At 55.0% G+C, this 26,393-nt stretch carries 24 protein-coding genes, 1 tRNA gene and 1 pseudogene; 12 read left to right on the top strand and 14 right to left on the bottom strand.

Annotation, left to right across the window (positions count from 1 at the left end):
• The first annotated feature begins 4 nt into the window (after positions 1 to 4).
• The 4 genes from CCASEI_RS07380 (at position 5) to CCASEI_RS07365 (ending at position 3,880) form a co-directional block, all read left to right on the top strand.
• A complete protein-coding gene (locus CCASEI_RS07380) occupies positions 5 to 1,255 on the top strand; it encodes a cysteine desulfurase (protein ID WP_006823726.1) in 1,251 nt (416 codons plus the stop codon).
• Complete coding sequence (gene sufU, locus CCASEI_RS07375; RefSeq protein WP_006823725.1) at positions 1,255 to 1,704, top strand: Fe-S cluster assembly sulfur transfer protein SufU; 450 nt, start codon at positions 1,255 to 1,257, stop codon at positions 1,702 to 1,704. Before CCASEI_RS07380 ends, sufU begins: the two co-directional genes overlap by 1 nt.
• A complete protein-coding gene (locus tag CCASEI_RS07370; protein WP_025387564.1) occupies positions 1,705 to 2,121 on the top strand; it encodes a metal-sulfur cluster assembly factor in 417 nt (138 codons plus the stop codon). It abuts the gene before it with no gap.
• A gap of 127 nt (positions 2,122 to 2,248) precedes the next feature.
• A complete protein-coding gene (locus CCASEI_RS07365) occupies positions 2,249 to 3,880 on the top strand; it encodes an ABC-F family ATP-binding cassette domain-containing protein (protein WP_025387563.1) in 1,632 nt (543 codons plus the stop codon).
• A gap of 105 nt (positions 3,881 to 3,985) precedes the next feature.
• Here CCASEI_RS07365 and CCASEI_RS07360 read toward each other — a convergent pair whose 3' ends face one another.
• From CCASEI_RS07360 to CCASEI_RS07335, 6 genes and pseudogenes are all read right to left on the bottom strand, one after another.
• Positions 3,986 to 4,942: a glycine betaine ABC transporter substrate-binding protein gene (locus CCASEI_RS07360; protein WP_025387562.1), complete on the bottom strand. Its 957-nt coding sequence runs from the start codon at positions 4,940 to 4,942 to the stop codon at positions 3,986 to 3,988.
• Between the two features lie 29 nt (positions 4,943 to 4,971).
• Positions 4,972 to 5,700, bottom strand: coding sequence for an ABC transporter permease (locus CCASEI_RS07355; RefSeq protein ID WP_051461198.1), 729 nt, complete (start codon positions 5,698 to 5,700; stop codon positions 4,972 to 4,974).
• Positions 5,669 to 6,881, bottom strand: a pseudogene (locus CCASEI_RS07350) (ABC transporter ATP-binding protein). The gene CCASEI_RS07355 and the pseudogene CCASEI_RS07350 overlap by 32 nt, the downstream one beginning before the upstream one ends.
• Before the next feature lie 3 nt (positions 6,882 to 6,884).
• On the bottom strand, positions 6,885 to 7,520 hold the full coding sequence (locus CCASEI_RS07345; RefSeq protein WP_025387561.1) for an ABC transporter permease: 636 nt from the start codon (positions 7,518 to 7,520) through the stop codon (positions 6,885 to 6,887).
• Positions 7,521 to 7,795: 275 nt separating this feature from the next.
• Positions 7,796 to 9,154, bottom strand: coding sequence for a PFL family protein (locus CCASEI_RS07340; protein WP_025387560.1), 1,359 nt, complete (start codon positions 9,152 to 9,154; stop codon positions 7,796 to 7,798).
• A gap of 17 nt (positions 9,155 to 9,171) precedes the next feature.
• Positions 9,172 to 9,441: an ACT domain-containing protein gene (locus CCASEI_RS07335; protein ID WP_025387559.1), complete on the bottom strand. Its 270-nt coding sequence runs from the start codon at positions 9,439 to 9,441 to the stop codon at positions 9,172 to 9,174.
• Positions 9,442 to 9,613: 172 nt separating this feature from the next.
• Here CCASEI_RS07335 and CCASEI_RS07330 point away from each other — a divergent pair, with 172 nt between their 5' ends.
• A complete protein-coding gene (locus tag CCASEI_RS07330; RefSeq protein ID WP_025387558.1) occupies positions 9,614 to 10,291 on the top strand; it encodes an NAD(P)-binding oxidoreductase in 678 nt (225 codons plus the stop codon).
• Between the two features lie 123 nt (positions 10,292 to 10,414).
• Here CCASEI_RS07330 and CCASEI_RS07325 read toward each other — a convergent pair whose 3' ends face one another.
• Both CCASEI_RS07325 and can read right to left on the bottom strand, forming a co-directional pair.
• The gene (locus CCASEI_RS07325; protein WP_025387557.1) at positions 10,415 to 10,978 is read right to left on the bottom strand and encodes a TetR/AcrR family transcriptional regulator; all 564 of its coding nucleotides are present in this window, start codon (positions 10,976 to 10,978) and stop codon (positions 10,415 to 10,417) included.
• 150 nt (positions 10,979 to 11,128) lie between these two features.
• A complete protein-coding gene (gene can / locus CCASEI_RS07320) occupies positions 11,129 to 13,945 on the bottom strand; it encodes an aconitate hydratase (RefSeq protein WP_025387556.1) in 2,817 nt (938 codons plus the stop codon).
• A gap of 299 nt (positions 13,946 to 14,244) precedes the next feature.
• Between can and CCASEI_RS07315 the strand changes: the two genes are divergently transcribed.
• The 3 genes from CCASEI_RS07315 to CCASEI_RS07305 all read left to right on the top strand — a co-directional run bounded on the left by CCASEI_RS07315 (position 14,245) and on the right by CCASEI_RS07305 (position 18,516).
• On the top strand, positions 14,245 to 14,709 hold the full coding sequence (locus CCASEI_RS07315) for an Rv1476 family membrane protein (RefSeq protein ID WP_225868384.1): 465 nt from the start codon (positions 14,245 to 14,247) through the stop codon (positions 14,707 to 14,709).
• A 732-nt stretch (positions 14,710 to 15,441) separates the two neighbouring features.
• Positions 15,442 to 17,328, top strand: coding sequence for a DIP1281 family NlpC/P60 protein (locus CCASEI_RS07310; protein WP_025387554.1), 1,887 nt, complete (start codon positions 15,442 to 15,444; stop codon positions 17,326 to 17,328).
• Positions 17,329 to 17,421: 93 nt separating this feature from the next.
• On the top strand, positions 17,422 to 18,516 hold the full coding sequence (locus CCASEI_RS07305; RefSeq protein ID WP_025387553.1) for a ferrochelatase: 1,095 nt from the start codon (positions 17,422 to 17,424) through the stop codon (positions 18,514 to 18,516).
• A gap of 7 nt (positions 18,517 to 18,523) precedes the next feature.
• Here the strand turns inward: CCASEI_RS07305 and CCASEI_RS07300 are convergent, their stop codons facing one another.
• A complete protein-coding gene (locus tag CCASEI_RS07300) occupies positions 18,524 to 19,333 on the bottom strand; it encodes a hypothetical protein (RefSeq protein WP_025387552.1) in 810 nt (269 codons plus the stop codon).
• A gap of 47 nt (positions 19,334 to 19,380) precedes the next feature.
• Between CCASEI_RS07300 and CCASEI_RS07295 the strand changes: the two genes are divergently transcribed.
• Positions 19,381 to 20,232 carry a DUF3097 domain-containing protein gene (locus CCASEI_RS07295; protein WP_025387551.1) on the top strand — a complete coding sequence of 284 codons (852 nt, stop codon included), beginning with the start codon at positions 19,381 to 19,383 and terminating at the stop codon, positions 20,230 to 20,232.
• A gap of 5 nt (positions 20,233 to 20,237) precedes the next feature.
• Here CCASEI_RS07295 and CCASEI_RS07290 read toward each other — a convergent pair whose 3' ends face one another.
• From CCASEI_RS07290 to CCASEI_RS07280, 3 genes are all read right to left on the bottom strand, one after another.
• Positions 20,238 to 20,831 (bottom strand): hypothetical protein, encoded by a 594-nt coding sequence (locus CCASEI_RS07290; protein ID WP_025387550.1) that lies wholly within the window; start codon positions 20,829 to 20,831, stop codon positions 20,238 to 20,240.
• A 5-nt stretch (positions 20,832 to 20,836) separates the two neighbouring features.
• On the bottom strand, positions 20,837 to 21,577 hold the full coding sequence (locus tag CCASEI_RS07285) for a TVP38/TMEM64 family protein (RefSeq protein WP_025387549.1): 741 nt from the start codon (positions 21,575 to 21,577) through the stop codon (positions 20,837 to 20,839).
• Positions 21,578 to 21,742: 165 nt separating this feature from the next.
• A tRNA-Leu gene (locus CCASEI_RS07280) sits at positions 21,743 to 21,828 on the bottom strand.
• Positions 21,829 to 22,094: 266 nt separating this feature from the next.
• On the opposite strand from CCASEI_RS07280, the gene CCASEI_RS07275 reads away from it, so the two are divergent.
• Complete coding sequence (locus tag CCASEI_RS07275; RefSeq protein ID WP_006823705.1) at positions 22,095 to 22,631, top strand: YbhB/YbcL family Raf kinase inhibitor-like protein; 537 nt, start codon at positions 22,095 to 22,097, stop codon at positions 22,629 to 22,631.
• A gap of 24 nt (positions 22,632 to 22,655) precedes the next feature.
• Positions 22,656 to 23,072, top strand: coding sequence for a hypothetical protein (locus tag CCASEI_RS07270; protein WP_006823704.1), 417 nt, complete (start codon positions 22,656 to 22,658; stop codon positions 23,070 to 23,072).
• Positions 23,073 to 23,163: 91 nt separating this feature from the next.
• On the opposite strand, the gene CCASEI_RS07265 is transcribed toward CCASEI_RS07270, so the two are convergent.
• Complete coding sequence (locus CCASEI_RS07265; protein ID WP_006823703.1) at positions 23,164 to 24,306, bottom strand: quinone-dependent dihydroorotate dehydrogenase; 1,143 nt, start codon at positions 24,304 to 24,306, stop codon at positions 23,164 to 23,166.
• Positions 24,307 to 24,398: 92 nt separating this feature from the next.
• Positions 24,399 to 25,442: an NHL repeat-containing protein gene (locus tag CCASEI_RS07260; protein WP_025387548.1), complete on the bottom strand. Its 1,044-nt coding sequence runs from the start codon at positions 25,440 to 25,442 to the stop codon at positions 24,399 to 24,401.
• Between the two features lie 108 nt (positions 25,443 to 25,550).
• Here CCASEI_RS07260 and CCASEI_RS07255 point away from each other — a divergent pair, with 108 nt between their 5' ends.
• Positions 25,551 to 26,378, top strand: a complete 828-nt coding sequence (locus tag CCASEI_RS07255; protein ID WP_006823701.1) for an undecaprenyl-diphosphate phosphatase — start codon at positions 25,551 to 25,553, stop codon at positions 26,376 to 26,378.
• Positions 26,379 to 26,393: the final 15 nt, after the last annotated feature.

Genomic DNA, 26,393 nt, shown 5'->3' with positions numbered 1-26,393 from the left:
GATCATGTCCACACCCGCATTTGATATTGAATCTATCCGCAGCCAGTTCCCTGTGCTCAGCAGGACGGTTCGAGGCGATAAACCTTTGGTCTATCTCGACTCGGGTGCTACTTCCCAGCGCCCGCTGCCGGTGTGGAAGGCCGAAGAAGACTTCGTCCTGAACAAGTTCGCGCCCGTTCACCGTGGTGCTTACCAGTTGGCTGAAGAAGCTACTGACGCTTATGAGTCTGCGCGTGCTGCGATCGCTGAGTTCGTCGGTGCCAGTGAGCATGAGATTGCGTTTACTAAAAACGCGACCGAAGCATTGAACGAGGTTGCCTTCGTTCTCGGTGATCCCCGCGCGGGCGACCTTCAGGTCACCGCTGAGGACACCATTGTCATCACCGAATTGGAGCACCACGCGAACCTGGTTCCTTGGCAGGAGCTTGCTGAGCGTACTGGCGCAACCTTGAAGTGGTACAAGGCCACCGAAGACGGCCGCATCGATCTGGATTCTTTGGAACTGGATGATTCGGTCAAGGTTGTTGCTTTTACTCACCAGTCGAACGTGACCGGTGCCGTGGCTGATGTCGACGAGATCGTTCGTCGTGCAAAAGCTGTCGGTGCACTGATCGTGTTGGACGCTTGCCAGTCTGTTCCACACATGCCCGTTGATTTCCACGAACTCGATGTAGATTTCGCGGCTTTCTCCGGACACAAGATGTGCGGTCCTTCTGGTGTTGGCGTGCTCTACGGCAAGGCTGAACACCTTGATAAGTTGCCACCATTTTTGACTGGCGGCTCCATGATCGAGGTTGTCACCATGGAAAAGACCACCTTTGCTGCGCCTCCGCAGCGCTTTGAGGCAGGTACCCAGATGACCAGCCAGGTCGTTGGCCTTGGTGCGGCAGTAAAATTTCTGTCTGAAATCGGCATGGAGAATATCCACGCCCATGAGCAGGACTTGACTGCCTACGCACTGCAGAAGCTGACGGCGATTGAAGGCCTTCGCATCATCGGCCCTACAGAGCCTGAAAACCGCGGTGCGGCTATCGCCTTTGAAGTTGAGGGCATTCACCCACATGATTTGGGTCAGGTTCTTGATGATCATGGCGTGTCCATTCGCGTGGGTCACCACTGTGCATGGCCAGTTCACCGCACCATGGGCGTGCAGTCGACTGCACGTGCAAGTTTCTACCTGTACAACACTCGCGACGAAGTTGATGCTTTGGCAGAAGCAATCGTTGCCGCGAAGAAGTTCTTTGGGGTGAATTAATGCTTGATTCTATGTACCAAGAGGTAATCTTGGACCACTACAAGAACCCTCAGCACAAGGGTTTGCGCGTTCCGTTTCAGGCGGAAGTTCACCACGTCAATCCTTCTTGTGGCGACGAACTGACGCTGCGTGTCCAGCTTTCCGCGGATGGCAACACGGTCGAGGACGTTTCCTATGACGCGGTTGGCTGCTCGATTTCCCAGGCTTCAACTTCGGTTATGGCTGAAGAAATCATCGGCAAGTCGCTGAAAGAAGCTAATGAGAAGCTCGCCGAGTTTGAGAAGATGATTACTTCTCGTGGCCAGGAAGAAGGCGATGAGGACATCATCGGTGACGGCGTTGCTTTCGCTGGTGTTTCTCAGTATCCAGCTCGCGTAAAATGTGCTCTATTAGGCTGGAAGGCCTTCCAAGCAGCGTCGGTTGACGCACTCAACGAATTGGAGTCATAAATGACCGAAGCAAATCCAACTCCGGATCCATACCAGAATGAAAACTCTTCGTTCGATGGTGCTCGTCACCGCTCTGAACAGACCGAAGAGCAGATCGCCAAGATCTACGATGTCGCTGAGTTCATGCGCGATGTGATTGACCCTGAACTGGGCATCAACATCGTCGATCTTGGCTTGGTCTACGACATGTGGTTCGAAGAACTCGAGGGGAAGAACACTGTTGTTATCAACATGACCTTGACCTCCCCAGCATGTCCTTTGACCGACGTCATCGCTGAACAGATTGAGGACGTTATCATCGGCAACAACCAAGCCGAAGCAGTCGACCTCAACTGGGTTTGGATGCCACCATGGGGTCCAAACATGATTACCGAAGAAGGTCGTGAGCAGCTCCAAGCTCTAGGATTCTCCGTCTAATCATCACCATAATTCGTCCGCCCTTATGCATCATTGAGATGTGCGAGGGCGGATTTGCATTTGCTCGTCTCTTTGCTTCAGGTCACTGGATTAGGAACTGCGGAAATCACCGTTAGAATGGTTCGATGTGATTGTTACCCAAGACTTGGAAGTGCGCGTTGGCGCCCGTACCCTACTCGAGGCCCCCGGCCAGCAACTTCGTGTGCAGCCCGGCGACCGAATTGGCCTGATCGGCCGCAATGGTGCGGGTAAGACCACCTCCATGCGTATTTTGGCGGGAGAGACCGAGCCCTATGGCGGCAAGGTCACGTCATCCGGTCCAATCGGCTACTTGCCGCAGGATTCCCGTGAGGGCAACATTGAGCAGACCGCGCGTGAGCGTGTGTTGTCTGCTCGTGGTCTGGATGAGATCAAGCGTTCCATGGCGAAAACTCAGCACATCATGGAGACCACTGAGGATGATAAGAAGCGCGACAAGGCGATTATGAAGTACTCCCGCCTTGAGGAGCGTTACCAGGCTCTTGGTGGCTATGAAGCTGATGCTGAGTGCGCTCAGATTTGTGACAACCTTGGACTGCCAGTGCGCGTGCTCGACCAGAAACTAGGTACCTTGTCTGGTGGTCAACGCCGCCGCGTGGAGCTAGCGCAGATTCTCTTCGCAGCAACATCGGGCTCAGGAAAGTCGGAGACGATTTTGCTTCTCGACGAGCCAACAAACCACCTGGATGCCGACTCCATTACATGGCTGCGTGGATTCTTGTCCAAGCACGAAGGCGGGCTCGTGATGATTTCTCACGACGTTGAGCTACTTGAGGCAGTCTGTAACAAGATTTGGTTCTTGGATGCCGTACGTGGTGAGGCAGATGTCTACAACATGGGGTACAAGAAGTACCTTGATGCCCGTGCTACTGATGAGGCACGTCGGCGCCGTGAGCGCGCGAATGCTGAGAAGAAGGCTTCCGCATTGCACAAACAGGCAGCCAAGCTGGGAGCGAAGGCGACGAAGGCAGCAGCGGCAAAGCAGATGCTGGCACGTGCGGATCGCATGATGAATGAGCTGGATGAAGTTCGCGTGTCTGATCGCGTTGCGAGCATTAAGTTCCCTGAGCCAGCGGCGTGTGGCAAAACCCCGATGTTTGCTAAGGGCCTGACCAAGATGTACGGCTCCTTGGAAGTCTTTGCAGGCGTTGACTTGGCCATCGATAAGGGCTCCCGTGTGGTTGTGTTGGGCACCAACGGTGCCGGTAAGACCACCTTGCTGAAGCTTCTCGCTGGCGTTGAGCGGACCGATGGTGAGGGTGGCATTGTTTCCGGCCACGGGCTGCGCATTGGCTACTTCGCGCAGGAGCACGACAACATCGATCCAGATAAGTCCGTGTGGCAAAACACTATCGATGCCTGCCCCGACGCCGGTCAGCAGGACCTACGCGGTCTGCTTGGCGCGTTCATGTTCTCCGGAGACAAGCTAGAACAACCAGCCGGCACCTTGTCGGGCGGTGAAAAGACTCGTCTGTCCTTGGCCACGCTCGTGTCGTCGCGCGCCAACGTGCTGCTTCTCGACGAGCCGACCAACAACCTGGACCCACAGTCCCGCGAGCAGGTGCTGGATGCATTGACCACCTACACCGGCGCCGTTGTCCTAGTGACACACGACCCAGGCGCCGTTAAGGCTCTAGAGCCGGAGCGCGTCATCATCATGCCCGACGGCGACGAAGACCTCTGGTCGGATGAGTACATGGAGATCGTTGAGCTCGCATAACCGAGTGAACCGATGCTTGTCGAAGAGCAATAAGTAAGGGTGCTGTTTCCAATCAAATGGAAGCAGCACCCTTCATTGTGTCGTGAGCTAGGGAATTGGTCGGGGTTATTCGGCGAGGAAGCCTTCTTTGACGAGGAAGTCGTAGGCGACGTCGGCGTAGTCCTGGCCTTCGATGTCGACCCGGGCGTTAAGTTCCTGCATCTTCTCATTGGTCAGAAGGTCCGCTAGTGGCGCGAAGAGCTCTTCAATCTCGGGGTGTTCTTCTAGGACCTCAGAACGAACGGTGAGTGATGCGTTGTACTTGGGGAAGAACGCTTCGGGGTCTTCCAGCACGGTGAGGTTCAGTGCCGGTACGCGGCCGTCGGTGGCGAAGATGACGCCGAGGTTGCAGTCGCCGTTGGAGACAGCGGCATAGACCGCGCCGGAGTCCATTTCCATGATGTTGTCATGGGGTGGCTCTTCCAGACCATATGCCTCGAGCATCGGGAAGAGTCCATCGTTGCGCGCGCGGAACTCGGCGTCGGTACAAATGGTTTGTTCTTCCATCGGCATGTTTGCAATATCGTGCAGCGTCGCCAAGGCATACTCGTTCGCGGTTTCCTCATTGGAGGCAATCGCGTAGGTGTTGTTCATCGGATAGGGCGGCAGCCATTCAATACCGTTGGCGGCATCCGCTTCCCGAACAGCTTTGTATTGTTCCTGCTCATCAGGAATTGGATCGGCATTGCCCTGGTAGGTAATCCAGGCGGTGCCGGTGTATTCAAACATCATGTCCAAATCACCAGAGACCAGCGCCTGACGCGCAGAGGTAGAACCAGGAACATTGGTGAGGTCACGCGCATTCGCGCCGGCTGACTCCAGCAAAATGGTGGCAATCTTGCCCAGCACAATCTGCTCAGTAAAGTTCTTCGACCCCACACCGATGGCTGCGCCTTCCAGGTCGATATCAGCCAGATCGCCTTGGAGTTCGACAGAAGGAATGAGTCCACCTGCGGTGCCCAGCCCACAGCTGGCCAGGAACAAGGTGCTAGCTGCAGTTAGCGTTGCAACTACTTTTTTCACTTCAGCATTCCTTTCGGCGTCAGGCCAATCTAAAGCACGCGGCCGACCCACTCGATGGCCAAGGCCAACGCGGCGATGAGCACGGCGCCAGAAATCAGAATTGGGTTACGGTAGAGGTTGATGCCCGCTGTGATCAGACCACCCAGGCCGCTAGCGTCGATGAAGGTCGCGAATGCGCCCGCGCCAACCAACAGAACGAGCGATGTACGTACGCCAGTCATGATGACAGGCAGCGCTAGGGACAGCTCAACTTTGAACAGGACCTGCATGGGAGACATTGATAGTCCACGCGCGGCTTCCACCAGCGAGCTATCAACGCCGCGCAGTCCTGCTACCACGTTGGCAAGCACCGGCAGGAAGGCGTAGAACCAGAGCGCAAAGATGGCGACGGGAGGACCGAAGCCCAGCAAGATTGCTAGCAAGACGATGACACCGATAACGGGTGCCGCCTGACCGACATTCGCAATGCCTGTGACCACGGGGCTGAGGAACTTGGTTGAAGGCCGCGCCAGGACAATGCCCAATGGAATTGCGGTAAACACCACTAAGAGCGCGGAGATCACCACGATAACCAGGTGCTTCCAAGTCAGACTAGGCACATATGCGGGAGCCAGCGTGCGGTTCTCAATGTCGTCGAGCATGGCAGGGGAGCGCCAGATACCCCAGCCCACCACTGCGATGATCACCAAGACGGGGATACCAAAGAGGAGGAGGTGTTTTACGCCTTTAAGGTTTATATGCTTCTCCACCAGAATCATCCCCCTCACTCAACACGTCAGCACTGTCAGAAGCGGCGCCATTGAGACTACGAATGTAGTCATTGACCGAGCCATAGCTGATAACGCCGATGTACTTGCCGCGGCGGGTGACCATCGCACCACCATGGGAGGACACCAGCATGGCAGACATTGCGTCGCTGACCGTAGAGCGAGCTTCGACTGTCGATGACAACTCAATCTGAGGCTCTGCAATGGTCTCTACGCGCTCTAGCTGACGCACCTGCACCCATTCGCGTGGGCGGTCCTGAGCGTCCAAGACAACTACAGAATTCTGCTTCGCCTCGCGGGCACGGCGGACCACCCCAGCTGCATTGTCACCGATGCGGGCGACTGGTGGCTCAGACAGGGGGAATTCATCAACGCGGCGAAGATTCAGCTGTTTCAGTGCAGAACCGGAACCAATGAAGTCCTCCACGAATGGAGATGCCGGTGCCGCCAGAATCTGTTCCGGGGTGTCATACTGCGCGATGTTGGCTCCTGGCTCCAGGATGAGAATACGGTGTCCAAGCTTGATGGCTTCATCGATATCGTGGGTAACCACCACGATGGTCTTGCCCAGCTCCGACTGGATGTTTACCAGCTCATCCTGCAGGCGTGCACGAGTAATAGGGTCGACAGTGCCGAAAGGCTCATCTATGAGAACAACTGGAGGGTCCGCAGCCAAGCCACGTGCTACACCGACGCGCTGCTGCTGGCCACCGGAGAGCTCACGCGGGAAGCGGTGGCGGTAGATGGATGGGTCAAGCCCCACCATGTCCAGCAGCTCATCGGTGCGCTTAGCAGTCTTGTCCTCGGGCCATTTCAGCAGGGATGGCACAAGCGCAATTTTGTCCGCTACGGAAATATGGGGGAGTAGGCCGTCGCACTGGATGAGGTATCCGGTCTGGCGGCGCAACTAGGTTGGGTTGCGCTTGATTGCGTCATCAGTGTTGATTAAAATCTGGCCGCCTGGTTGGCTCAACCAGGCGGTTAATCATCTTCAGCGACGTAGTCTTGCCGCAGCCGGAAGGCCCGACAAAGGCAACCAGCTCGCCGGCTGGGATCTCCAATGAAAGGTTGTCCACAGTCGGCGATTGCTGGCCGCGGTACTGCTTGGTGATGTTCTTAAACTCGATGCTCGCACCAGCTGTGGAGTTCTTTACGTTGTTAGAATCAGTCATGCTTTACAGCCCGTTTGAAGTAGTGAGTTTTTGCAGAAGTTCCAAAAGTGCATCTACAACAAGTGCGATAGTGACGATGCCGATGGTGCCGACAAACGCATAGTTCAAGGCATTCGCACCGCCACTTTGGCTTAGTCCAGTGAAAATGTAGGAACCTAAACCAGGTCCCAGCGCATAGGCGGCGATGGCCGCAACGCCCATGGACATTTGCGTGGAAACACGAACACCGGTCATGATCACTGGCCACGCTAGCGGCAAGCGGACCTTGAGCAGCACTGCGGCCGGGCTCATGCCTTGGCCACGCGCGGATTCGATGATCCCGGGGTCAATGTTTTGCAGGCCGACAATTGCGTTACGCAGGATCGGTAGTACTGCGTAAAATACCACGAGGACTACGGATGGAATGGTACCGATTCCAAATAGCGGAATGGCAAGGCCCAAAAGCGCCAGTGAAGGCAGCGTCAGGCCGATTGATGTCAGTGAGTTAGCAAGAGCTGTCGCACGATGGCGCGAAGAAATCAGTACCCCGATGATAAGTGCGATAACGAGCGCCAGCAATACCGATTGCAACACCAGTGAGGTGTGTTGATACGCGCGAAAGGTGATGTCTTGCCAGCGATCAAGAATGAACTCTCCCAAAAGATTCACCTGCCCAGTTCCAGTAGAAAACTTTTACTTAATATTTGGAATGGTTTGGATAAGCAGCGGTTACTAATTATCAGTGGGCTTCGCTGGGTTTTCAAGACCTTCAACCAAAAGGCGGTGCCCGTATGCAGCCAATTTCGGAAAGAATGAGCAATACTCCAGCAAAACCCCAGCGCAGTGGCGAAGAGGGGAAAAATAAACAATGCCTGTGGTGTGGACTAGAACAACTAGTCACACCATAGGCATATGGGGGTGAAATCTATCAGGTGTTAGTTTCTGAAGCCATGTACTGGTGCAGGGATGAAACCACCACGCGCGATGAACTCGGAGTTGCCCACGGTGTTGACGGGGATGATTGGGGCGTAGCCCAACAGGCCGCCGAAGTTAACCTCATCGCCAACGGTCTTGCCCGGAACCGGAATAACGCGCACAGCAGTGGTCTTATGGTTCATCACGCCAATCGCTGCTTCATCAGCAATCATGCCAGCGATAGTGGATGCCGAAGTATCACCCGGCAGAGCAATCATGTCAAAGCCTACTGAGCAAATTGCGGTCATGGCTTCCAGCTTGTCCATCGAGATTGCACCCGAACGAACAGCGTCGATCATTCCCTTGTCCTCAGACACCGGAATAAATGAGCCAGACAGGCCACCGACACGTGAGCAGGCCATCATGCCGCCCTTCTTGACGGCATCGTTAAGCAATGCAAGTGCTGCGGTCGTGCCGTGCGTACCAACCTGGTCCAAGCCCATGTGTTCCAGGATGTGCGCGACGGAATCACCCAACTCCGCGGTGGGAGCCAAGGACAAGTCAACGATGCCGAATGGGACGCCCAAGCGCTGCGCGGCCATGTTGCCCACCAGCTGGCCAGCGCGGGTAATCTTGAACGCTGCCTTCTTGATCTCTTCTGCAACCTGATCCAGGGTTGCGCCCTCAAGGTTGCCCAGCGCGCGGTCTACAACGCCGGGGCCGGAAACACCGACGGAGACAACGCAATCTGGCTCCTCGATGCCGTGGAAGGCGCCAGCCATGAACGGGTTATCACCCACGGAGTTAGCAAAGACAACCAGCTTTGCACACGCAATGGAGGAGTTGTCCCTAGTCAGCTCAGCTGCTTCCTTGATGATTTCACCCATCTTCGCGGCAGCATTCATGTTGATGCCAGTGCGCGAGGAAGCAATGTTGACCGAAGAGCAGACCACGTCGGTGGTGGCCAAAGCCTCAGGGATGGAGTTGATCAGCTTCTTCTCAGCGGTGGTCGCGCCCTTTTCTACCAGCGCGGAATAACCGCCGACGAAGTTCACGCCAACCTTCTTTGCGGCCTTATCCAAAGCCTTCGCTGCGTCGACTGGGCTACCCTCAACGCCGGCGACAACCAAAGACACTGGGGTGACGGAGATGCGCTTGTTCACGATTGGAATACCCAGCTCAGCCTCAATGCCTTCGCACACCTCAACCAGGTGTTCCGCCTGGGTGGTGACTCGGTCATAGATAGCCTGGCAGGTCTCTTCCATGGTGGTGCGCGTGCAACCAAGCAGAGAAATACCCATGGTGACGGTGCGAATATCGAGACGGTACTTCTCAATCATCTCGATCGTGTCGAGGATGCCGTGTGTTTCAAATGCCATTGTTAATACGGCTCCCTCTAGATTTCGTTCATGGCGGTGAACAGGTCTTCCGACTGGATACGGATAACCTGCTTAGTCTTTTCCGCCACTGGCTTCATGTATTCCTGGATCTCCTGAATGGACTTGTCTGCATCCAGGATTTCTACGCGCAGGATCATGGTGAAGTATCCAGACATCAAGGTCTGGGAGACATCCACGATGTTTATATTCAACTCAGCGAGGGCAGTGGTTACTTGGGCAATAATTCCGGTGCTATCCGCACCAGTAACAGTCATGATGGCAATCATGGATAACATCCTAGCTAGGGATGATTCGCAGGCGTTAACAGGCACGGTAAGCTTACTTGGAAGGCGGGAAACCTATGCGCATCGTCGGCTGTGTGGTGATATTAGAGGTTGATCTCTGCCAGCATTTTTGAGGTGGTGGGAAATGATCGCAAACGCGGTTAGGGTCGGAACCATGACTGATTCTAAGAAAGTTTTGTACATTGGCGGCCATGGAAAAATTGGCCTGCTAACCACCCCAAAGCTTGTTGAGAAGGGCCATGCAGTGCACTCTTTGGTCCGCAATCCTGATTACAAGGAAGAGTTAGAAGGCCTTGGAGCGACTCCTGTTATTGCAGACATTACGAAGTTGAGCTCGCAGGATTGGGCAGAGCTCGCCGATGGATTCGATGTCGTTGTCTGGGGCGCCGGCAACGGCGGCCGTGGTGCGGCTGCGCTTACTTTCGCTGTGGACCAGGACGGCGCGATTGCTGCGGTCGAAGGTCTGGAGTCCTTGGGAGATGAGGCACCACGCTTCATCATGATTTCTTATATGGGCGCAACCACCAATGAGGTCGAAAACGATGGTGGCTCTTGGTACGCCTACGTTGAGTCCAAGAAGAACGCGGACAACCGCATCAACGCTTCTTCGCTCGACTCCGTCATCCTGGGCCCAGGCGTGCTTACTGAGGACGCCACCACCGGCATCACCGTATCTGACCCGGGCAGCACTCGCGACAGCGACGTTGAAACCCCACGCGAGCTAGTCGCTGACGTGATTGCCGAGATCATCAACGAGGACAAGGTGCCACCTCACTCACCACTCGAGTTCTACACCGGTGACAAGCCAGTCTCGAGCATCTGGGAAAGCTAAACAGCGCGAGGAATCGACCTCCAGCTAGACCAAAAGTGCCGGGCACCTCCACATTGAAAAGGAGGTGCCCGGCACTAGTGTTATCTACGGCCTGCGAAGGAGAGAGCTAGGGCGACTGGAGAGCTAAGACGCGGTACGGATGGAATGCTCCACGATATTGAGCACGGCCTCTAGGTCATGGGTATCGCCTTGAACCAAGCGGGAGATAAAACCGTCCATGAACGTCTGCAGGTAGACCATGAGCGTGCTGACCGTGATGTCGTCGCGGACACGGCCCTGTTCTGCCTTGGAGCGTAAACGGTCACGCACAGCGTCATCCAGGATGGACTGCTGGTCTTTCCAACGCGCGCGGAATGACGGATCTGTTCTCACGAGTGAGACAACCTCAACCCGTGTTGCCAGCCAGTCATGACGCTCCGGATGCCGCAGCATCTCTCGCATCACCTCAACCAGACCGTTGTTGGCAACCACCTCAGCCTGACGCAGTGTGTCTTCCTTTGCCAAGGCTAGGAAGAGCGACTCTTTGTCACCGAAGTGATGGAAGATCGCACCGCGTGACTTGCCCGTTGACTCTTCGAGCAAGCGCACTGTGGCGCCTTCATATCCATGCTCAGCAAAGCACTTGCGCGCACCGACCAAGATGTCATGGCGACGGCGGTTGAGCTCTTCATCGCTAATGATAGGCATGTGCTGAGCCTGCTCCTTTGTTGAAAATGGATAAATGAAAGTGAAATGGAAAGCGGGGCCACGACCTGTGATCGTGGCCCCGCTTTAGCCTTAAGCCATGGCTAGCAATTGCTTACTAGCCATGAGTGACTGTGACAGTCAGTGCGAAGCTCAAGCCTTGACCATCTGACGCAGAACGTACTGCAGAATACCGCCGTGGCGGAAGTAGTCAGCCTCACCTGGGGTGTCGATACGAACGGTTGCGTCGAACTCAACCTTTTCGCCGGACTCCTTGGTTGCGGTGACCTTAACGGTCTTAGGCGTGTTGCCGTTGTTCAGCTCCTCAAGACCAACGATGTCAAAGGTCTCGTGGCCGTCAAGACCGAGGGACTCGTGGGACTCGCCCTGTGGGAACTGCAGTGGGACAACGCCCATACCGATGAGGTTGGAGCGGTGAATACGCTCGAAGGACTCAACAATAACTGCCTTGATGCCCAGCAGATTAGTGCCCTTAGCCGCCCAGTCACGGGAAGAACCGGAACCGTATTCCTTACCACCGAGGACAACCAGCGGAACGCCAGCTTCCTGGTAGTTCATGGAAGCGTCGAAGATGAAGGACTGTGGAGCATCATCCTGGGTGAAGTCGAGGGTGTAGCCACCGGTGACGTCAACCAACTGGTTAGCCAGACGAATGTTCGCGAAGGTACCGCGAACCATGACCTCGTGGTTACCACGACGAGAACCCAAGGAGTTGTAGTCAACGCGGGATACGCCGTGCTCATCCAGGTACTTCGCAGCTGGGGTACCAGGCTTAATAGCGGAAGCAGGAGAGATGTGGTCAGTGGTGACCGAGTCGCCCAGCTTCACCAGAACGCGAGCGCCCTTGATGTCAGAGACTGGAGCTGGCTCAGCTTCCATGTTGTCGAAGTAAGGAGCCTTGCGGATGTAGGTGGAATCTTCATCCCACTTGAAGGTCTGGCCTTCTGGAACATCCAGGTTGCGCCATGCTTCGTCGCCCTTGAAGACGTCAGCGTAGTCAGCCTCGTACATCTCACGGGAGATAGCTTCCTGAATGGTAGCTTCGATCTCTTCGGTGGATGGCCAGATGTCCTTCAGGAAGACATCGTTGCCGTCCTTGTCCTGACCGAGAGCCTGGGTGTCGAAGTCGAAGTCCATGGTGCCGGCAATTGCGTATGCGATAACCATGATTGGAGAAGCCAGGTAGTTCATCTTCACGTCAGGAGAGATGCGGCCCTCGAAGTTACGGTTGCCGGACAGAACTGCGGTTGCAGCCAAGTCGTGCTCGTTGATGGCGTCGGAGATCTCATCTGGCAGTGGGCCAGAGTTACCGATACAAGAGGTACAACCGAAGCCGGAAAGGTAGAAGCCCATTGCCTCAAGGTCCTTCCACAGGTCTGCACGACGGAAGTAGCCGTCAACAACCTGGGAACCAGGAGCACAGATGGTCTTAACCCATGGCTTGGACTCAAGTCCCAACTCAGCAGCCTTACGTGCAATCAGGCCAGCGCCGATCATCACGGAAGGGTTAGAGGTGTTGGTGCAAGAGGCGATGGAAGCGATAGCAACCATGCCGTGGTCTAGGGTGTACTCGCCACCGTTAGGGGACTCAACGATAACTGGGTTGGAGTGACGGCCAACTGCACCCTTTGCAGCGGACTCGCCCTTACCAGCGCGGGAGTAGTTCAGCCCACCGGTTACGTCTTCGCCGTCTTCGATAGCGCCACCCTCGGAGGACATGCGCTTTGCAGCAACGGAGGACTCATCCACCAGAACTTCGTCGGTGGTGTAGTTGGACAGGTCCTTACGGAACTGCTCCTTAGCCTCGGACTGCAGGATGCGGTCCTGTGGGCGCTTAGGGCCAGCGATGGAAGGAACAACGGAGCCAAGGTCCAGCTCGAGGTACTCGGAGTAGACAGCTTCCTCAGCGTCCTGCTCCAGCCACATGGTCTGAGCCTTGGAGTAAGCCTCAACGCGATCGATCTGCTCCTGTGGGCGACCGGTCAGCTCGAGGTACTTGATGGTTTCCTCGTCGATTGGGAACATCGCAGCGGTGGAACCGAACTCAGGGGACATGTTGCCGATGGTTGCGCGGTTAGCCAGAGGGATGGACTTAACGCCATTGCCGTAGAACTCTACGAACTTCTGGACTACGCCGTGCTCACGCAGCATCTGGGTGATGGTCAGAACCACGTCGGTTGCGGTAACGCCAGCTGGGATGTCGCCGGTCAGCTTGAAGCCAACAACCTTAGGAATCAGCATGGAAACTGGCTGGCCAAGCATTGCAGCCTCAGCCTCAATGCCGCCAACGCCCCAGCCCAGGATGCCCAGGCCGTTTTCCATGGTGGTGTGGGAGTCGGTACCGATACAGGTATCTGGGTAAGCCAAGCCGTCATTGTCAAAGACAACGCGGGACAGGTACTCAATGTTTACCTGGTGAACAATACCGGTTCCTGGAGGAACTACCTTAAAGTTGGAGAAGTTCTCAGCACCCCAACGAAGGAACTGGTAGCGCTCTTCGTTGCGCTGGTACTCGATCTCAACGTTCTTCTGTAGTGCATCAGCGGAGCCGAATGCCTCAGTAATAACGGAGTGGTCAATAACCATCTCAGCTGGGTTCAGAGGGTTGACCTGGTCTGGGGTACCACCCAGAGCGGAAACTGCCTCACGCATGGTTGCCAAGTCGACAACACAAGGAACGCCGGTGAAGTCCTGCATAAGAACACGAGCTGGGGTGAACTGGATCTCGGTGTCAGGCTCAGCCTGTGGATCCCAATTAGCAAGTGCGTTGATGTGGTCTTTGGTTACGTTCTTACCGTCTTCGGTACGAAGCAAGTTCTCAGCCAGAACCTTGAGAGAGTATGGAAGCTTCTCGAGGCCCTCAACGGCGGTAAGATCGTAGTAAGTGTATTCCTTGCCCTTTACGTCAAGAGTCTTCTCGGCGTTAAAGGAGTTCAAGCTTTCAGTCACAGGGAGCTCCAATCCTTGTTGTATTGAACTAAATATTCGTTTTTCCTCACCACTCGCTGCCTTCAAACCGCTTGAGTCATGGGGTTCTAAGTCAAACATCAATGAGGCGAACCGAGGGTTCACCCTTCCATCATAGTGAGGTATCTAGTCGAACGCCGTTCATTGTAACAGAACGCTCGTACTGTTTGCACATTTTGCCAATCTTCGGCGCGTCACCCCAGCTCCAACCTTCAGTCTTGGATATAACCAGGGGAGTAAGCAATGAGATCCACATATGGATTACACAACATAAGGGGTAGATGAAAATGATTCCTGAAGGAACAGATATTCCTGCCCTGTCTGCTCAGCTTTCAGAAGACGGTGTTGCTTTCTCGAATCCCGAACTGGCCAATAGTCAAGAAGTCCAGGCTCCGATTGAAGCAGCACTCCAAGACTCACACGGCATCGCCGTCGTTGATGTCCATCCGCAGCGGCTTGCCGATACCCGTGATATCGCGCAAGAACTTCAGGACGCAACGGGACTGGATACGGTTATCGTGCAAACCACTCGTAGTGTCTCGGCTGTCAGTGACACCTATTCACGCGCAGCAATCGAATCTGCCCAAACGGCACTGCCACAAGGAATTGATCAAGTCACACTCCTTGACCAATTCTATTCGGGGGTTGACCCCCTTGGCGTGCCATGGCCGATCATTGTCGTAGCAGTTCTATCACTTGCCGCCGCGAGCGCTGCTGTCGCATTCACGTCCGCGACCCGTAAGTAAAGTCTGCGCCCTTTATTATTTCGGCCGATTTCAGTCTGCCCGCAATTGCCGCCGCGAGCCTTCTTTCGTGACAGCCGGCGTTGAGCTGTGCATTTCCAGCCAATCTCCTTAAATTTCCCAAATAGCACACCCATTTAAGCTTTCCGGGATGGAAAACGCATGCAATATTCATTTTGTGACAAACATTACATATGTCTCGTTTTGATTACGGAAGTGCTGGTAATGAACCTCTGTTAAGTCATGTTGCGTTACTTGACGTATGTGTTTCTTGTGAAAGTAGGTGCGAAGGGGTGGTTGTGTGTCGTATGGTTCAAACATCGACTCACGAGTTGGATCTAATGATTTTTGGTCACGGTTCGAGACTTGATTGTTGACACAGTTATGAATACGCAGCTCGGGCATGTGGGGAAGCACGCCAAGCGCTGGCACATCATTGTGACGACAGTACGGTTTCGTTGGTGACGAAGATTCAGTAAGTGATAGCTCGCGGAGACGGTATTTTCTATTCGCTTTTTACTGAGCACCCACCGCCTGTTGTCAGGAGTGTGGGTCTTTATTCAGGGTGCGATGGGCATGTTTAACGCCAAGCCTGTACCCGGAGCAGTCTGAATGAGGGCTCCCGAGCATTGCTTTGCCTAAATCACTCCAGCGGCGCCTTACCTTGGTCCACTTTGCCCAGTGGACCAAGGCGGCGAAGCATTGCCAGCAGGTGGTGGCGTGAGGAGTTAATCCGTGGCCACCACTTCGTCTAGACGCACACATCGTATGCGGTCAGCACTTGCAGCTGTCGCGTGCACACTTAGCGTTTCTTTGATTTCAACGACGACCCCAGCGGTCGCACAAGAAAATACTTCCGTCGCTTCCAAGCTCCAGGATGTTCTGGACGGCAACGTTTCTGTTGCTTCCTTGGCCGGCGCCATCGCCGATGCCCAGGAAGAAATCTCTCGCCTTGAAAGCGAGATTGGAGAATTCCGAGAGCGCGCCAACCAAGCATTGGTTGATCTGCAAGACGCTCGAAACCTGTCCGAGCAAGCCCGTCGTGGCACAGTAGCTGCACGCGGTGAGCTAGATGATGCTCAATTAGAGGTGGAAGATGCCCAAGGAAAGCTGGATGAGATTTCTCGTTCTGCCTACCGCCGCGCCAACACCTCCGAATCAGTCACCAACGCAGCCGGTGGTGATGCTCGCGAGGACATGCTGACTCGCCAGAGCTACTTGCGCTCGCAGGCTGAAAAGCAGCAAAACACCGTCACCGAATTGGAACGAGTTCGCACCGAAAAGTCCAACAAGGAATCTCAGCTCCGCAAGGCTGAACAGCTAGCGACCGAACGCGAATCCAACGCGGTCTCGGCAGAAAATGATGCGCGCGGTGTGCTCGAGGAAAACGAGTCTCGGATCGGTGAGATCGCTTCTGAGCGTGAGCAGCTTGTAGCTCTGCAAGAGGAAGCGCAGCAAGCGCTTTCATCGGCACGCGGCGAGGAACCTACTTCAGACGAGTCTGAAAACAACGACGTCACCGAAGACACCTCTGCGGCTCCAGCTCCGGCTACTTCCGAAGAAGCTACTTCGGAAGTAGCCGAGGACACCGCATCTGAGACAGCAGAGCAAGACACCACCGTGGCAGAAGCCAACGAACCATCTGCTGACGAGAACGAAACAGCGACTTCTTCCGAATCTGAAACTGCGTCAGAGTCCGAGTCATCTTCTTCTACGAACGGCTACGCAGCATCTGCACCAGTAGGCGCCGGTCCGACCGCTGCGACGGTAACTGAGCCTTCAGCGACCAACACTGAAGAATCTGAATCTGCCGTGACGACTGAAGAGCAGGCAAGTTCTATTCCTTCTCAGGATGCCCAAGGCGCAAATGGCGACGCGCATGGCAGCAGCGTTGATGGGGAACAGGCAGCACAGCTCGCTGGCCTAGCAGTAACCGCCGCAGCTGCAATTGTTGCAGCGTCTCAGCCTACCCACTCTGTGGACGCAGAGAATGGTGCACAGGCTGGTGCTGAAGGCGATGTCGCTTCTGAAAACGAGGGCTCATCGGAGGCTCTCATCGCTGGCAGCAGTGCGCTGTTCCCACAGCAAGGTCCGGCTGCAGAAGATGACGTTGCAGGAGACTTGGACGGCATTCTTGAAGACTTGCCAACTCCAGGCGACATTGAAGATGAAGCTTCGGCAGAGCTGGGCAATGCTTCCCGTGCCGCCAAGATTGATGCGGTAGTCGCACGTGCCGAGTCTCAAATCGGTGTTCCATATGCTTGGGGCGGCGGCGACGCTAATGGCCCAACCAAGGGCATCCGCGATGGAGGTGTTGCCGATTCCCACGGTGACTACAATAAGGTCGGCTTCGACTGCTCGGGCCTTACCCTCTATGCCTTTGCTGGCGCAGGTATTTCCCTGCCTCACTTTACCGGCTACCAGTACAACCAGGGCAAGCGCATCAACCCACAGGAGATGGAGCGCGGTGACCTTATCTTCTACGGTCCAAGCGGCAACCACCACGTGGCTATCTACCAGGGCAATGGAATGATGATTGAAGCACCACAGTCCGGTCAGACCGTTGCGTCAGTACCTGTCCGATGGTCCGGAATGTCCGATTACGCAGTTCGATTGATTTAATTTAGCGGGGTCTGAGCACACATAAAAGTGTGTGCTCTACCTAACCTCACGTTGGTTCTGGATATCCAACTTTAGTTGGTAGAATTTTCATTCATGAGCGATTCAGCCCCAACCCCCCGTGATTATGATGCCCTTCTCGTTCTTTCTTTCGGTGGCCCGGAAAAGAATGAGGAGGTCGTTCCATTTCTAGAAAACGTAACCCGCGGGCGAGGCATCCCGCGTGAGCGTCTCGTGGAAGTAGGCCAGCACTACTTCCATTTCAACGGCAAGAGCCCGCTCAATGAGCTCAACCGTGAGATCATTGACCACATCGAGAAAGAGCTGAAGTCCCGCGGCAACGACATGCCGGTGTACTTCGGCAACCGAAACTGGCACCCGTTTGCCAAGGACACTGCTGAGCAGATGGTCGAAGACGGCGTTCGTTCCGCACTAGTATTCTCCACTTCTGCGTGGGGCGGATACTCAGCGTGCAGGCAATACAACGAAGATATCGTGCATGTTGAAGAGCACCTGGAAGAAAAAGGCCTCGCAAACATTGAGATGTTGAAGCTGCGCCACTTCTTCTCAAATCCTGCATTTATCAACGAAAACGCAAAGGCTCTGAAAGAAGCTATCGCCGCAGTTGATGAGGATAAGAAGGACAATCTGCGCATCCTATTCACTGCGCACTCAGTTCCGACCGCCCACGATGAAGTTGGTGGCGGCGAAGACAATCCAAATCTCTACTCCCGCCAGGTTGCTGAGGCTTCGCGTCTAGTTGCTGAAGCTGCAGGGATAAGCGAGTACGACGTGGTTTGGCAGTCTCGCTCCGGAAATCCAGCAACGCCTTGGCTTGAACCGGACATTGTTGACCATACTGAGGAGATCCATGCGAAAGACGGTGTACAGGCAGTGGTCGTGTGCCCAATCGGATTCATCTCCGATCACATGGAAGTGATCTGGGATCTGGATACTGAACTTGTAGAGGCCGCCGACAAACTTGGTGTGCAGGTCTCGCGTGCCTACACCGTTGGCCCAACAGAGTCCTTTGCTTCAATGATCGTGGACCTCATCGAGGAACACACGCAGGCGCGCACGCCGGAAATCCTCGGTGAAGTAACTGTTCAGGGATCAACCAAGAACGGTGCTCCTTGCACCGGAGGCTGCTGTGATATTTGGTCAATCAGAAAGACCAAATCCACAGCTTAAGATTTAACTACCGAGCAAAGTCCATCAGCGCGTAGTCCACACCGGCAATACGTGCTGCGCGCACATGGCGCCAGAGGCGGAAGAGTTGAGGATCGAGACTGTGATCGCCAATGCGGTCAGTGACAGTCTCGATGATTGCAGCGACTCGATCTGCTCGGGCAAATAACTTTGCGGAACGGCTCGGCACACTCGAGGGCAGCCCCGGAGTGTCATAGAAGTCAGCCAAGGTCCCCACCGTTAGACGCGGGTTGGGGATCTTGTCCGTTTTATATCCCATCGATTCGATAAGTGATGCTGACTCGTCGGTTGCTTGTGACAGTAGTGCGTCGGCATCACCAGGGCTCAGCCAGGCGGGCGCGGGCAATGACTGTGTCTCTTCAAAGATCGACCAATCTGTGCCACGCTCAGTACTTTCCGGAACCAAAATCAGATGGCGATGCCCGCCCATGTCGCCGAGGCTCGCGCCGGTGGCGTTAGCCCGGACAATGATCGCTCCTTGACTATTGGAGCTCGCTGCGAAACTAGCGGTGCTTCCCGCAGGAAGGGCAGGCGGGTCACCAGGACCTGAGAGGATTAGACGAAGGAGGGGACCTTCAGATGAATCATCCTCAGCCGTTGCTTCTCGGATCATTGATAGGGCATCAATGAATGGGCGAGTAGTAGCGGGAGAGTCAGGCGTAGAAACTAGACGTTGAGTGCCGCCAAGTGCGGTCATAGCAGATAGGGCTTCATCAGCTGGCTCGTGTCCATAAAGCCACGCCCCGATCCATAAGGCAGTATTTTGCAGTGGTGACCACACCTGTTCGCGCACATCCATGGCGAGCCAGTCTAATAGACGAGTGTTAGAGCGATAAAATGCTCGGCATGAGTTTTTCTTCCCGCGATCCTTATGCAGGCGATATTCTCGGTGGGCATGCCCGAAGCAAGCCAGTGGAATATCCGGTGGTGCCAGCAAAACCTGGCATGGTGGTCGAAGTCTTCGGCGATGACTTCGTTGGTGCGGTCATGGGCGTTGATAAGACCGTTTATGGCGACGTGATCCGCTTGGAGGACCGCCGTGGTGCACAGCGCGTATTTAACCTCATTAAGGGTGGATTCTTGCTCGAGGGCAAGCGAGTCTCACTGAAGCGTTATGTGGCGCCGCGACAAACGGAGACTAAGTCCAACTCCGGTTCACGCAGAGTGGAAAATCTCGAAGCTAAAGTTGCTGCACCATCGCGCATCTGGGTAGAAGGCATTCACGATGCCGCGATCGTGGAAAAGGTCTGGGGTCATGACCTTAGAGTCGAAGGCGTTGTTGTTGAATACCTCGAGGGACTGGACAATCTTGAAGAACGCCTCGCAGAATTCCAGCCGCAAAAAGACCGCCGTGTTGGTGTCTTAGCCGATCACTTGGTGAAAGGCTCGAAAGAAACCCGCATGACCGAGACCGTAGGCGAGCATGTCCTGGTCACTGGTCACCCCTTTATTGATATCTGGGCTGCGGTTAAGCCCCAGGCTGTTGGAATCAAAGCTTGGCCCGAGGTTCCCTACGGCGAGGACTGGAAAACGGGAGTGTGCGAACGCCTGGGCTGGTCTGACCCCAAGGAAGGCTGGCGCCGGGTCTATAACTCGGTCAACAGCTTCCGTGATCTGGATTCAACTCTCATTGGTGCAGTCGAGCGGCTCGTTGATTTCGTGACCACACCAGAGCTTTCCAAGCACGACCTGATGTAGGGGCTTTAGGCGTCCAAGTCAGCCGCTGCAATGAGGTTGACTGCCAGCTGCCATCCGGCGCCCTCTGCCGCCCAGCCAGCGGCCTGGAGGCGCTGGGACATCGCTTGTTTAGAGATACCCAATTCCTCGGCAGCCTCATTCTGATTCAGCCCTGAACGAACCAGAGAAGTCGCTTCACGGCCTTCGGCTGTGCGCTTGCCAAGAACGAAGCTCAACAGTGCGAAGGCCGAAACAATATTCGCGGAGTCCTTCTTGGCTTTCTCCTTTGCATCTTTCGAACCCGTGCCGGCAGCCACAGTGGGCTCTACCGTGGCATAGACCTGACCGGGACGTGCGGCTGGTTTCAGTCCCTCCGTTGCAGTCTTCTTAGCATCACTGCCTGAGACGCCAATGGAGATGGCCCAGGAGCCATCGGCAAGCAATGCCATGACAACCTCGCACACTGCTGTGGCGGTGTCTACATCGGCGCAAATATCTTCAACGCCGAGGAACTCAAACTCACCGACTCCATCCAACGTAGACAGTGCAGCGGCGGAGCGTTCAACTAATTCTGCGCGCCTCGTAGCGCGGCCTCGGTAACGTGCGTGGACAGCTAACATGCAATTTAGTCTACTGTCTTGCCTTGACCTGCTTCTGCAACTGGCATGCGCGCGTCGAGTATTAATCCGCCGATTCCCAGCAGTGCGCACACAACCATTGCGACCACGATTCCCGGATGGGTTTGCCCAGTCAACAAGTCACCAAAGAAGACACCGATGGCCGTAGTTGGTATCGATCCAACGGCTGTTGCGATAGCGAATTGCCCAACCGGAATTGATGTCAGCGCGGCAGCGTAATTAAGCAAAGAGAAGGGGACACCGGCTACTAGCCTGAGTGATGCAATAGCCAACCATCCACGACGCTCTAAACGCGCGTTAATTCCGGCGACAGCAGGGTGCTTAAGCCTTGGCCGCATCCAATCTCCCAGCAGCCCACGAACGACGAGCAGCGCGATAATCGCGGATGCCGTCAATGCAGTCAGTGCGATCAACAGTCCCGTTGCTGGACCAAAGAGCAGGCCGGCCGATACCGTCCATAAAGTTCGGGGGAGCGGAAACAGAGTGAGAACGACGTAGCCGATCCAGAACAGCACGATGAACCATGATCCGGCCCCATCTGCCCACGTACGAAGCTCGCCGATACCGGGGAGATCGACAAAGAGAATTAGCGCAACTAGTGCAATGACGGCGACGGCGACAGTCATCTTGCGCGCTGGGCTCCACTGGCGAATTGAGGCGACAGCATCCTTACACAGTCCTGAAATGAACTCTGCGAAACTTTTTAACCAGGAAGCAATTGATGACACGGGCAGTAATACTACTCGCACCTATGCCGCCTTCTAATCCAGACCTTCGGTCATATCGCCATCCGGTACGATGCCTATGACGGCGCCGCCAGCAGTTGGACCACACAGGCGTAAAAAAGAGGTTCTGAACTGCGTTTTCGCAATCCAGAACCTCTAAAAATTCTGTGCCCGGAGGGGGACTTGAACCCCCACGTCCGTTAATAGGACACTAGCACCTCAAGCTAGCGCGTCTGCCATTCCGCCACCCGGGCTGGGTGTTTCAACGAGGCATAATGCTCCGTTAGGCACGGACTAACTCTAGCGTTAAGCCACTGCAGGTGACAAATCGCCACGTCAACCTATATTTATGTCCCGAATTGTCTTGAATCTGACTTTTGAAAACACATCGGTGTTAGTTTAATTTTTGAATTGCCTAGGAAGAAAAGATGCGGGAAGGTTACGCAACAACTGCCGCAGAAGGATGATGAGACGCTAAAGCTCGCGGAAAAGTTCTGTGATGTCGGGTACAAATGGATTTATGACTACCTACAACGAACCACGATTCCCAGGACCAGACCCGTACGAAGCATTGGGCAACCCACCAACTTTTGCCCTCGCATCCACAGACTTTGTCGACGGCGATGAGCTGGAGGAGAAGTTCCGTGCACCATCCAACATCTCTCCGCAGCTGGAGTGGTCGCATCTTCCGGAGGGCACAAAGTCTCTGGCTGTAACCCTGCTGGATCCAGATGCACCAACCGGTGCGGGCTTTTGGCATTGGGCAGCATTCAACATCCCCGCTGATGTCACGGAGCTGCCACAAGGTGCCGGTTCCTCGGCCGACCTTGGTATCGAAGGTGTAGTTTCTTTGAAGCATGACGGCGGCCAGCGCGAATACTACGGTCCGCAGCCACCAGCAGGCCACGCGCCACACCGCTACCTCTTTGCGGTGCACGCGCTGGATGTAGAGACCCTTGACATTGATCCTGACGCTTCACCGACGGTGTTGGGCTTCAATCTCTACTTCCACACGCTGGGTCGCTCCATTTTGTGGGGTTGGTACGAACAAAAGTAGTTCGACCAGTTAATCTAACTATCTATGGCAAAGAATTCCCCTAAGTCCACTCAGCGTTCTGGCGACAACCCCGGCGTGAGCATTCCAATTCAGGTTCGCGTCGGCGGCGCATTCATGGCACTGGCCGCAGTGCTATTCCTTTTGGCACTAGTTGCTGTGTTTACTGACGGTTGGGCCGCACCCTTTGCTTGGACCCCAATCCGCGTAGCCATCGTTATCGCGGCATTGTTGGTTGGTGGCTTCGCCACGGTAAGAAGAGACCAGAAAGCAAGCATGACTCAGGTGGTTGCTCTTGCGGTCGCCGTGCTTCTTATCATCGGCAGCCGCTTTGTTCCACAAGAAATCTACCTCGTGCAGCACCAGGCATTCTTGGTTCTATACGGCGGCGCTGCGCTTATCTGCGCACTGATTCTGCGCCGTTCTGTCATGCCGAAGGCCTAACACACCGAGGTCCATTAGAACCGAAGGCTTAGATAAATCAAGGGCGCTTCACCACATTCACATGGTGAAGCGCCCTTGTACGTTTAAGCCTTTAGACGCGCTTCCAGTGCAAGTTGGAGCCGATTGCCTCAGTGATGTTGCTGAGTCCGTGCGCGCGAATCTGGGCAGCAATTCCCTTGTGAATATCCCGAATCCAGTCTGGTCCGCCGTAAATCAGGCCGGTGTATCCCTGAAGCAGGGAAGCGCCGCTGGTGATCCTTTCCCAGGCTTGTTCAGGAGTAGAAATACCACCCACGGAAATGATGACTAGCTTGCCACCAACACGTGCGTAGAGGCGCTTAAGAACCTCAAGCGAGCGCGCCGCAACTGGGGCACCAGAAATACCGCCAGCGCCCATCTCGCGTACGAATTGGTCGTCGGAGTTAAGGCCCTCACGCGAGATTGTGGTGTTGGTTGCGACGATGCCGGCCAGACCCAACTCAACAGCGAGGTCAGCTACCGCATCCACGTCTTCATCGGAAAGATCCGGAGCAATTTTGACGAGAACAGGAACGGAAGTAGATTCCTGGACCGCCCTGAGAATTGGGCGCAATGACTCAACAGCCTGCAAGTCACGCAATCCCGGGGTATTAGGGGAGGAAACATTGACCACCAGGAAGTTTGCCAGATCGCCCAGAAGAGAGGCGGAACGCCGGTAGTCATCAACAGCCTCTTCCGCCGGAGTCAGCTTGGTCTTGCCGATATTGATGCCGATGATGCTGTCAGTCTTGCGCTTATGCAGATTGCGGGCTGCCTCAGATGCGCCAGCGTTGTTGAACCCCATGCGGTTCAGGATTGCCTTATCTTCGGGAAGACGGAACAGGCGAGGCTGTGGGTTGCCCGGCTGTCCCTTCGCGGTAATAGTGCCTAGCTCCGCGTAGCCAAAGCCAACTGCTGACCAAGAGTCAGCGGCCGCTGCGTTCTTATCAAAACCCGCAGCCAATCCGAGTGGGCGAGGAAAGTGCACGCCAAAGACTTCCTGTTCCAGCACTGGGTCATTAACCGGCAGGACTGCACCCAAAACCTTGTAGGCAGGTGAGAAGCGATTGATTCCACCCATGAGCTGGTTCGCCATGATGTGAATGTGCTCAGGATCAATCTTGAACATCGTCTTCAGCGCGACATCATATGCCCCCTGGCGTGCCGCCGTAGCCAAACGGCCTGCATTTGATCCGAGCTTGTTAACAAAATTCATCAGTGCTTGTACCTTCCGGGGTGGTTTAAAGGCTCCGAGCAAGCGTCGGAGCCTTTAAAACTATTTCAAGATTTTCTTTGTGGCTTTGGATTCTAGGACTGTTCAGGATTGTCCACGGTGTCATTGACTTCCGTAGCCGGAATTGTTTGCAAACCGTCACCTGATGCGGAACCGATAACCAAGTCACCGTTGTTCAGCGCTTCAATATGCTGCGCATCAGCAACCGTATCCAAGGTGGTGACCAGCTCAGGCACACCGGTGGAGATATCAAATCCGTGGACAAGGTTGTTGTCAGTGGTGGTAATCCACGCAATCTGACGTTCTTCATCCCAGCTCACACCCCAAGGGCTGCCATCGACTGGGCCGAACTGGTGCTGGCGGATGACGTCTTCAGAGGTATAAACCATCAAACGGCCACCAACAGTGTCCGAGACCAAGATGGTGCCGTCTTCACCGACCGTTGCCTGACCCAAACCGAGTCCTGCGCGAAGACGTCCGCCTTCGCGGGAGTTCTCCCAGTCCAAGCTCTGAATGGTGGTATCTGCGCCATAAGTGCGTACTACGTTATCCACGCCGTCACGGTTGGGGATTGCCAACAACTGATCAGTTGGATCCTCGACCTTGAAATCATCAATAACGTCGCCGTTTTTATAGATGACGATCTCAGCGGCTTCGTCGGAAGCCAGGAATAGCTCCCCTGTGGAAAGCTCGGTTGCTGCAGTAACTGGGAATTCTACGTCCACTGGAATAATGCGCGGTTCGCCAGGATTCTCAGGGTCAATCTTGTAGACCTTGTCACCGCAGCCGATGAAGAAATTACCTGCAGAAGAGGTCAGATCGCCGCATTCCGGAGAGATATGAAGTGGATCGCCCAGGGAATCGGCAGAACCAAAAGTGATGGTGTCGCCCGAACGGACAGCGAGTGTGTCGCCGACATGATCGATATCACTAATTTCGGCGTGTTCTTCGACGCTACCAGCAGGATTGCTTGCCTCCGGTGAGGCTGCCGGGGTCGCGTTGCCTTGCACCTCCGTGTCACTGCCTTCATTGGGGTTATAACCACAAGCTGTGATGACCAGCGACGATGCCGCCACTGCGCCGACTAAAAACTTTTTTGCACCAGAGGATGAATACACGATGGTTCATTCTATCACCTGGAATTACCAGCTAAGAACCGTGTTCGGGGTAGGCTTACCCGCGTGGAAAATCTCACTCTTGCGCAATCTACAACCGAGATGACGGACATGTCCTGGATTCAGGTCATCGTCTTGTCCATCGTCCAGGGCCTTACCGAATTCCTTCCCGTCAGCTCCTCTGGCCACTTGAGGATCGTCTCCGAGCTGTTCTGGGGGCAGGATGCTGGTGCTTCCTTCACCGCCGTTATCCAGCTGGGCACTGAGCTGGCCGTAGTGGTTTTCTTTGCCAAGATGATCTGGCAAATCCTCACCGGCTGGTTCAAGGGCTGGGTGGACAAGGAATCCCGTGGGCAAGATTGGAAGATGGGCTGGTTTGTCATCGTCGGTTCCATCCCAATCGGCATTCTTGGCCTGCTGGGCAAGGACCTGATCCGTGATGCCCTGCGCAACCTGTGGATTACTGCGTCCATGCTGATCCTGTTCTCGTTGGTCTTTATCGTCGCAGAGCGCGTTGGTAAGAAGAACCGGGGATTCGATGATCTGACCATGAAAGACGCTATTGTCATGGGCCTGTGTCAGTGTCTGGCACTTATTCCAGGCGTTTCCCGCTCCGGCGGCACCATTTCAGGTGGTTTGTTCCTGGGACTCGACCGTGAGGTAGCAACCCGTTTCTCCTTCTTGCTAGCTATCCCAGCGGTTCTTGCTTCGGGCCTTTTCTCGCTTCCTGATGCCTTTGATCCGGCAGCAGGTCAGGCAGCATCAGGCATGCAGCTTCTAGTGGGTACATCCATTGCCTTTGTTGTTGGTTATGCATCGATTGCTTGGTTGCTGAAGTTTGTCTCCAACCACTCCTTCGAATGGTTTGCGGCATACCGCATCCCAGTCGGCATCTTCGTCATGATTCTGCTGGCCATCGGAGTACTGCAGCCTTATTAAACCTTTAAGCGAATG

Origin of the sequence: Corynebacterium casei LMG S-19264, assembly GCF_000550785.1 — a bacterium.
In the GTDB taxonomy this organism is placed as follows: Bacteria; Actinomycetota; Actinomycetes; order Mycobacteriales; family Mycobacteriaceae; genus Corynebacterium; species Corynebacterium casei.
The sequence above is the reverse complement of the archived record's forward strand: the minus strand, read 5'-3'. Positions and strand labels throughout refer to the sequence as shown.

Coding starts and splice junctions, on each gene's coding strand:
- CCASEI_RS07380 (WP_006823726.1), top strand. CDS start 5: ATGTCCACACCCGCATTTGATATTGAATCTATCCGCAGCCAGTTCCCT.
- sufU (WP_006823725.1), top strand. CDS start 1,255: ATGCTTGATTCTATGTACCAAGAGGTAATCTTGGACCACTACAAGAAC.
- CCASEI_RS07370 (WP_025387564.1), top strand. CDS start 1,705: ATGACCGAAGCAAATCCAACTCCGGATCCATACCAGAATGAAAACTCT.
- CCASEI_RS07355 (WP_051461198.1), bottom strand. CDS start 5,700: ATGATTCTGGTGGAGAAGCATATAAACCTTAAAGGCGTAAAACACCTC.
- CCASEI_RS07340 (WP_025387560.1), bottom strand. CDS start 9,154: ATGGCATTTGAAACACACGGCATCCTCGACACGATCGAGATGATTGAG.
- CCASEI_RS07335 (WP_025387559.1), bottom strand. CDS start 9,441: ATGATTGCCATCATGACTGTTACTGGTGCGGATAGCACCGGAATTATT.
- CCASEI_RS07330 (WP_025387558.1), top strand. CDS start 9,614: ATGACTGATTCTAAGAAAGTTTTGTACATTGGCGGCCATGGAAAAATT.
- CCASEI_RS07325 (WP_025387557.1), bottom strand. CDS start 10,978: ATGCCTATCATTAGCGATGAAGAGCTCAACCGCCGTCGCCATGACATC.
- CCASEI_RS07315 (WP_225868384.1), top strand. CDS start 14,245: ATGAAAATGATTCCTGAAGGAACAGATATTCCTGCCCTGTCTGCTCAG.
- CCASEI_RS07305 (WP_025387553.1), top strand. CDS start 17,422: ATGAGCGATTCAGCCCCAACCCCCCGTGATTATGATGCCCTTCTCGTT.
- CCASEI_RS07300 (WP_025387552.1), bottom strand. CDS start 19,333: ATGGATGTGCGCGAACAGGTGTGGTCACCACTGCAAAATACTGCCTTA.
- CCASEI_RS07295 (WP_025387551.1), top strand. CDS start 19,381: ATGAGTTTTTCTTCCCGCGATCCTTATGCAGGCGATATTCTCGGTGGG.
- CCASEI_RS07290 (WP_025387550.1), bottom strand. CDS start 20,831: ATGTTAGCTGTCCACGCACGTTACCGAGGCCGCGCTACGAGGCGCGCA.
- CCASEI_RS07275 (WP_006823705.1), top strand. CDS start 22,095: ATGACTACCTACAACGAACCACGATTCCCAGGACCAGACCCGTACGAA.
- CCASEI_RS07270 (WP_006823704.1), top strand. CDS start 22,656: ATGGCAAAGAATTCCCCTAAGTCCACTCAGCGTTCTGGCGACAACCCC.
- CCASEI_RS07265 (WP_006823703.1), bottom strand. CDS start 24,306: ATGAATTTTGTTAACAAGCTCGGATCAAATGCAGGCCGTTTGGCTACG.
- CCASEI_RS07255 (WP_006823701.1), top strand. CDS start 25,551: ATGTCCTGGATTCAGGTCATCGTCTTGTCCATCGTCCAGGGCCTTACC.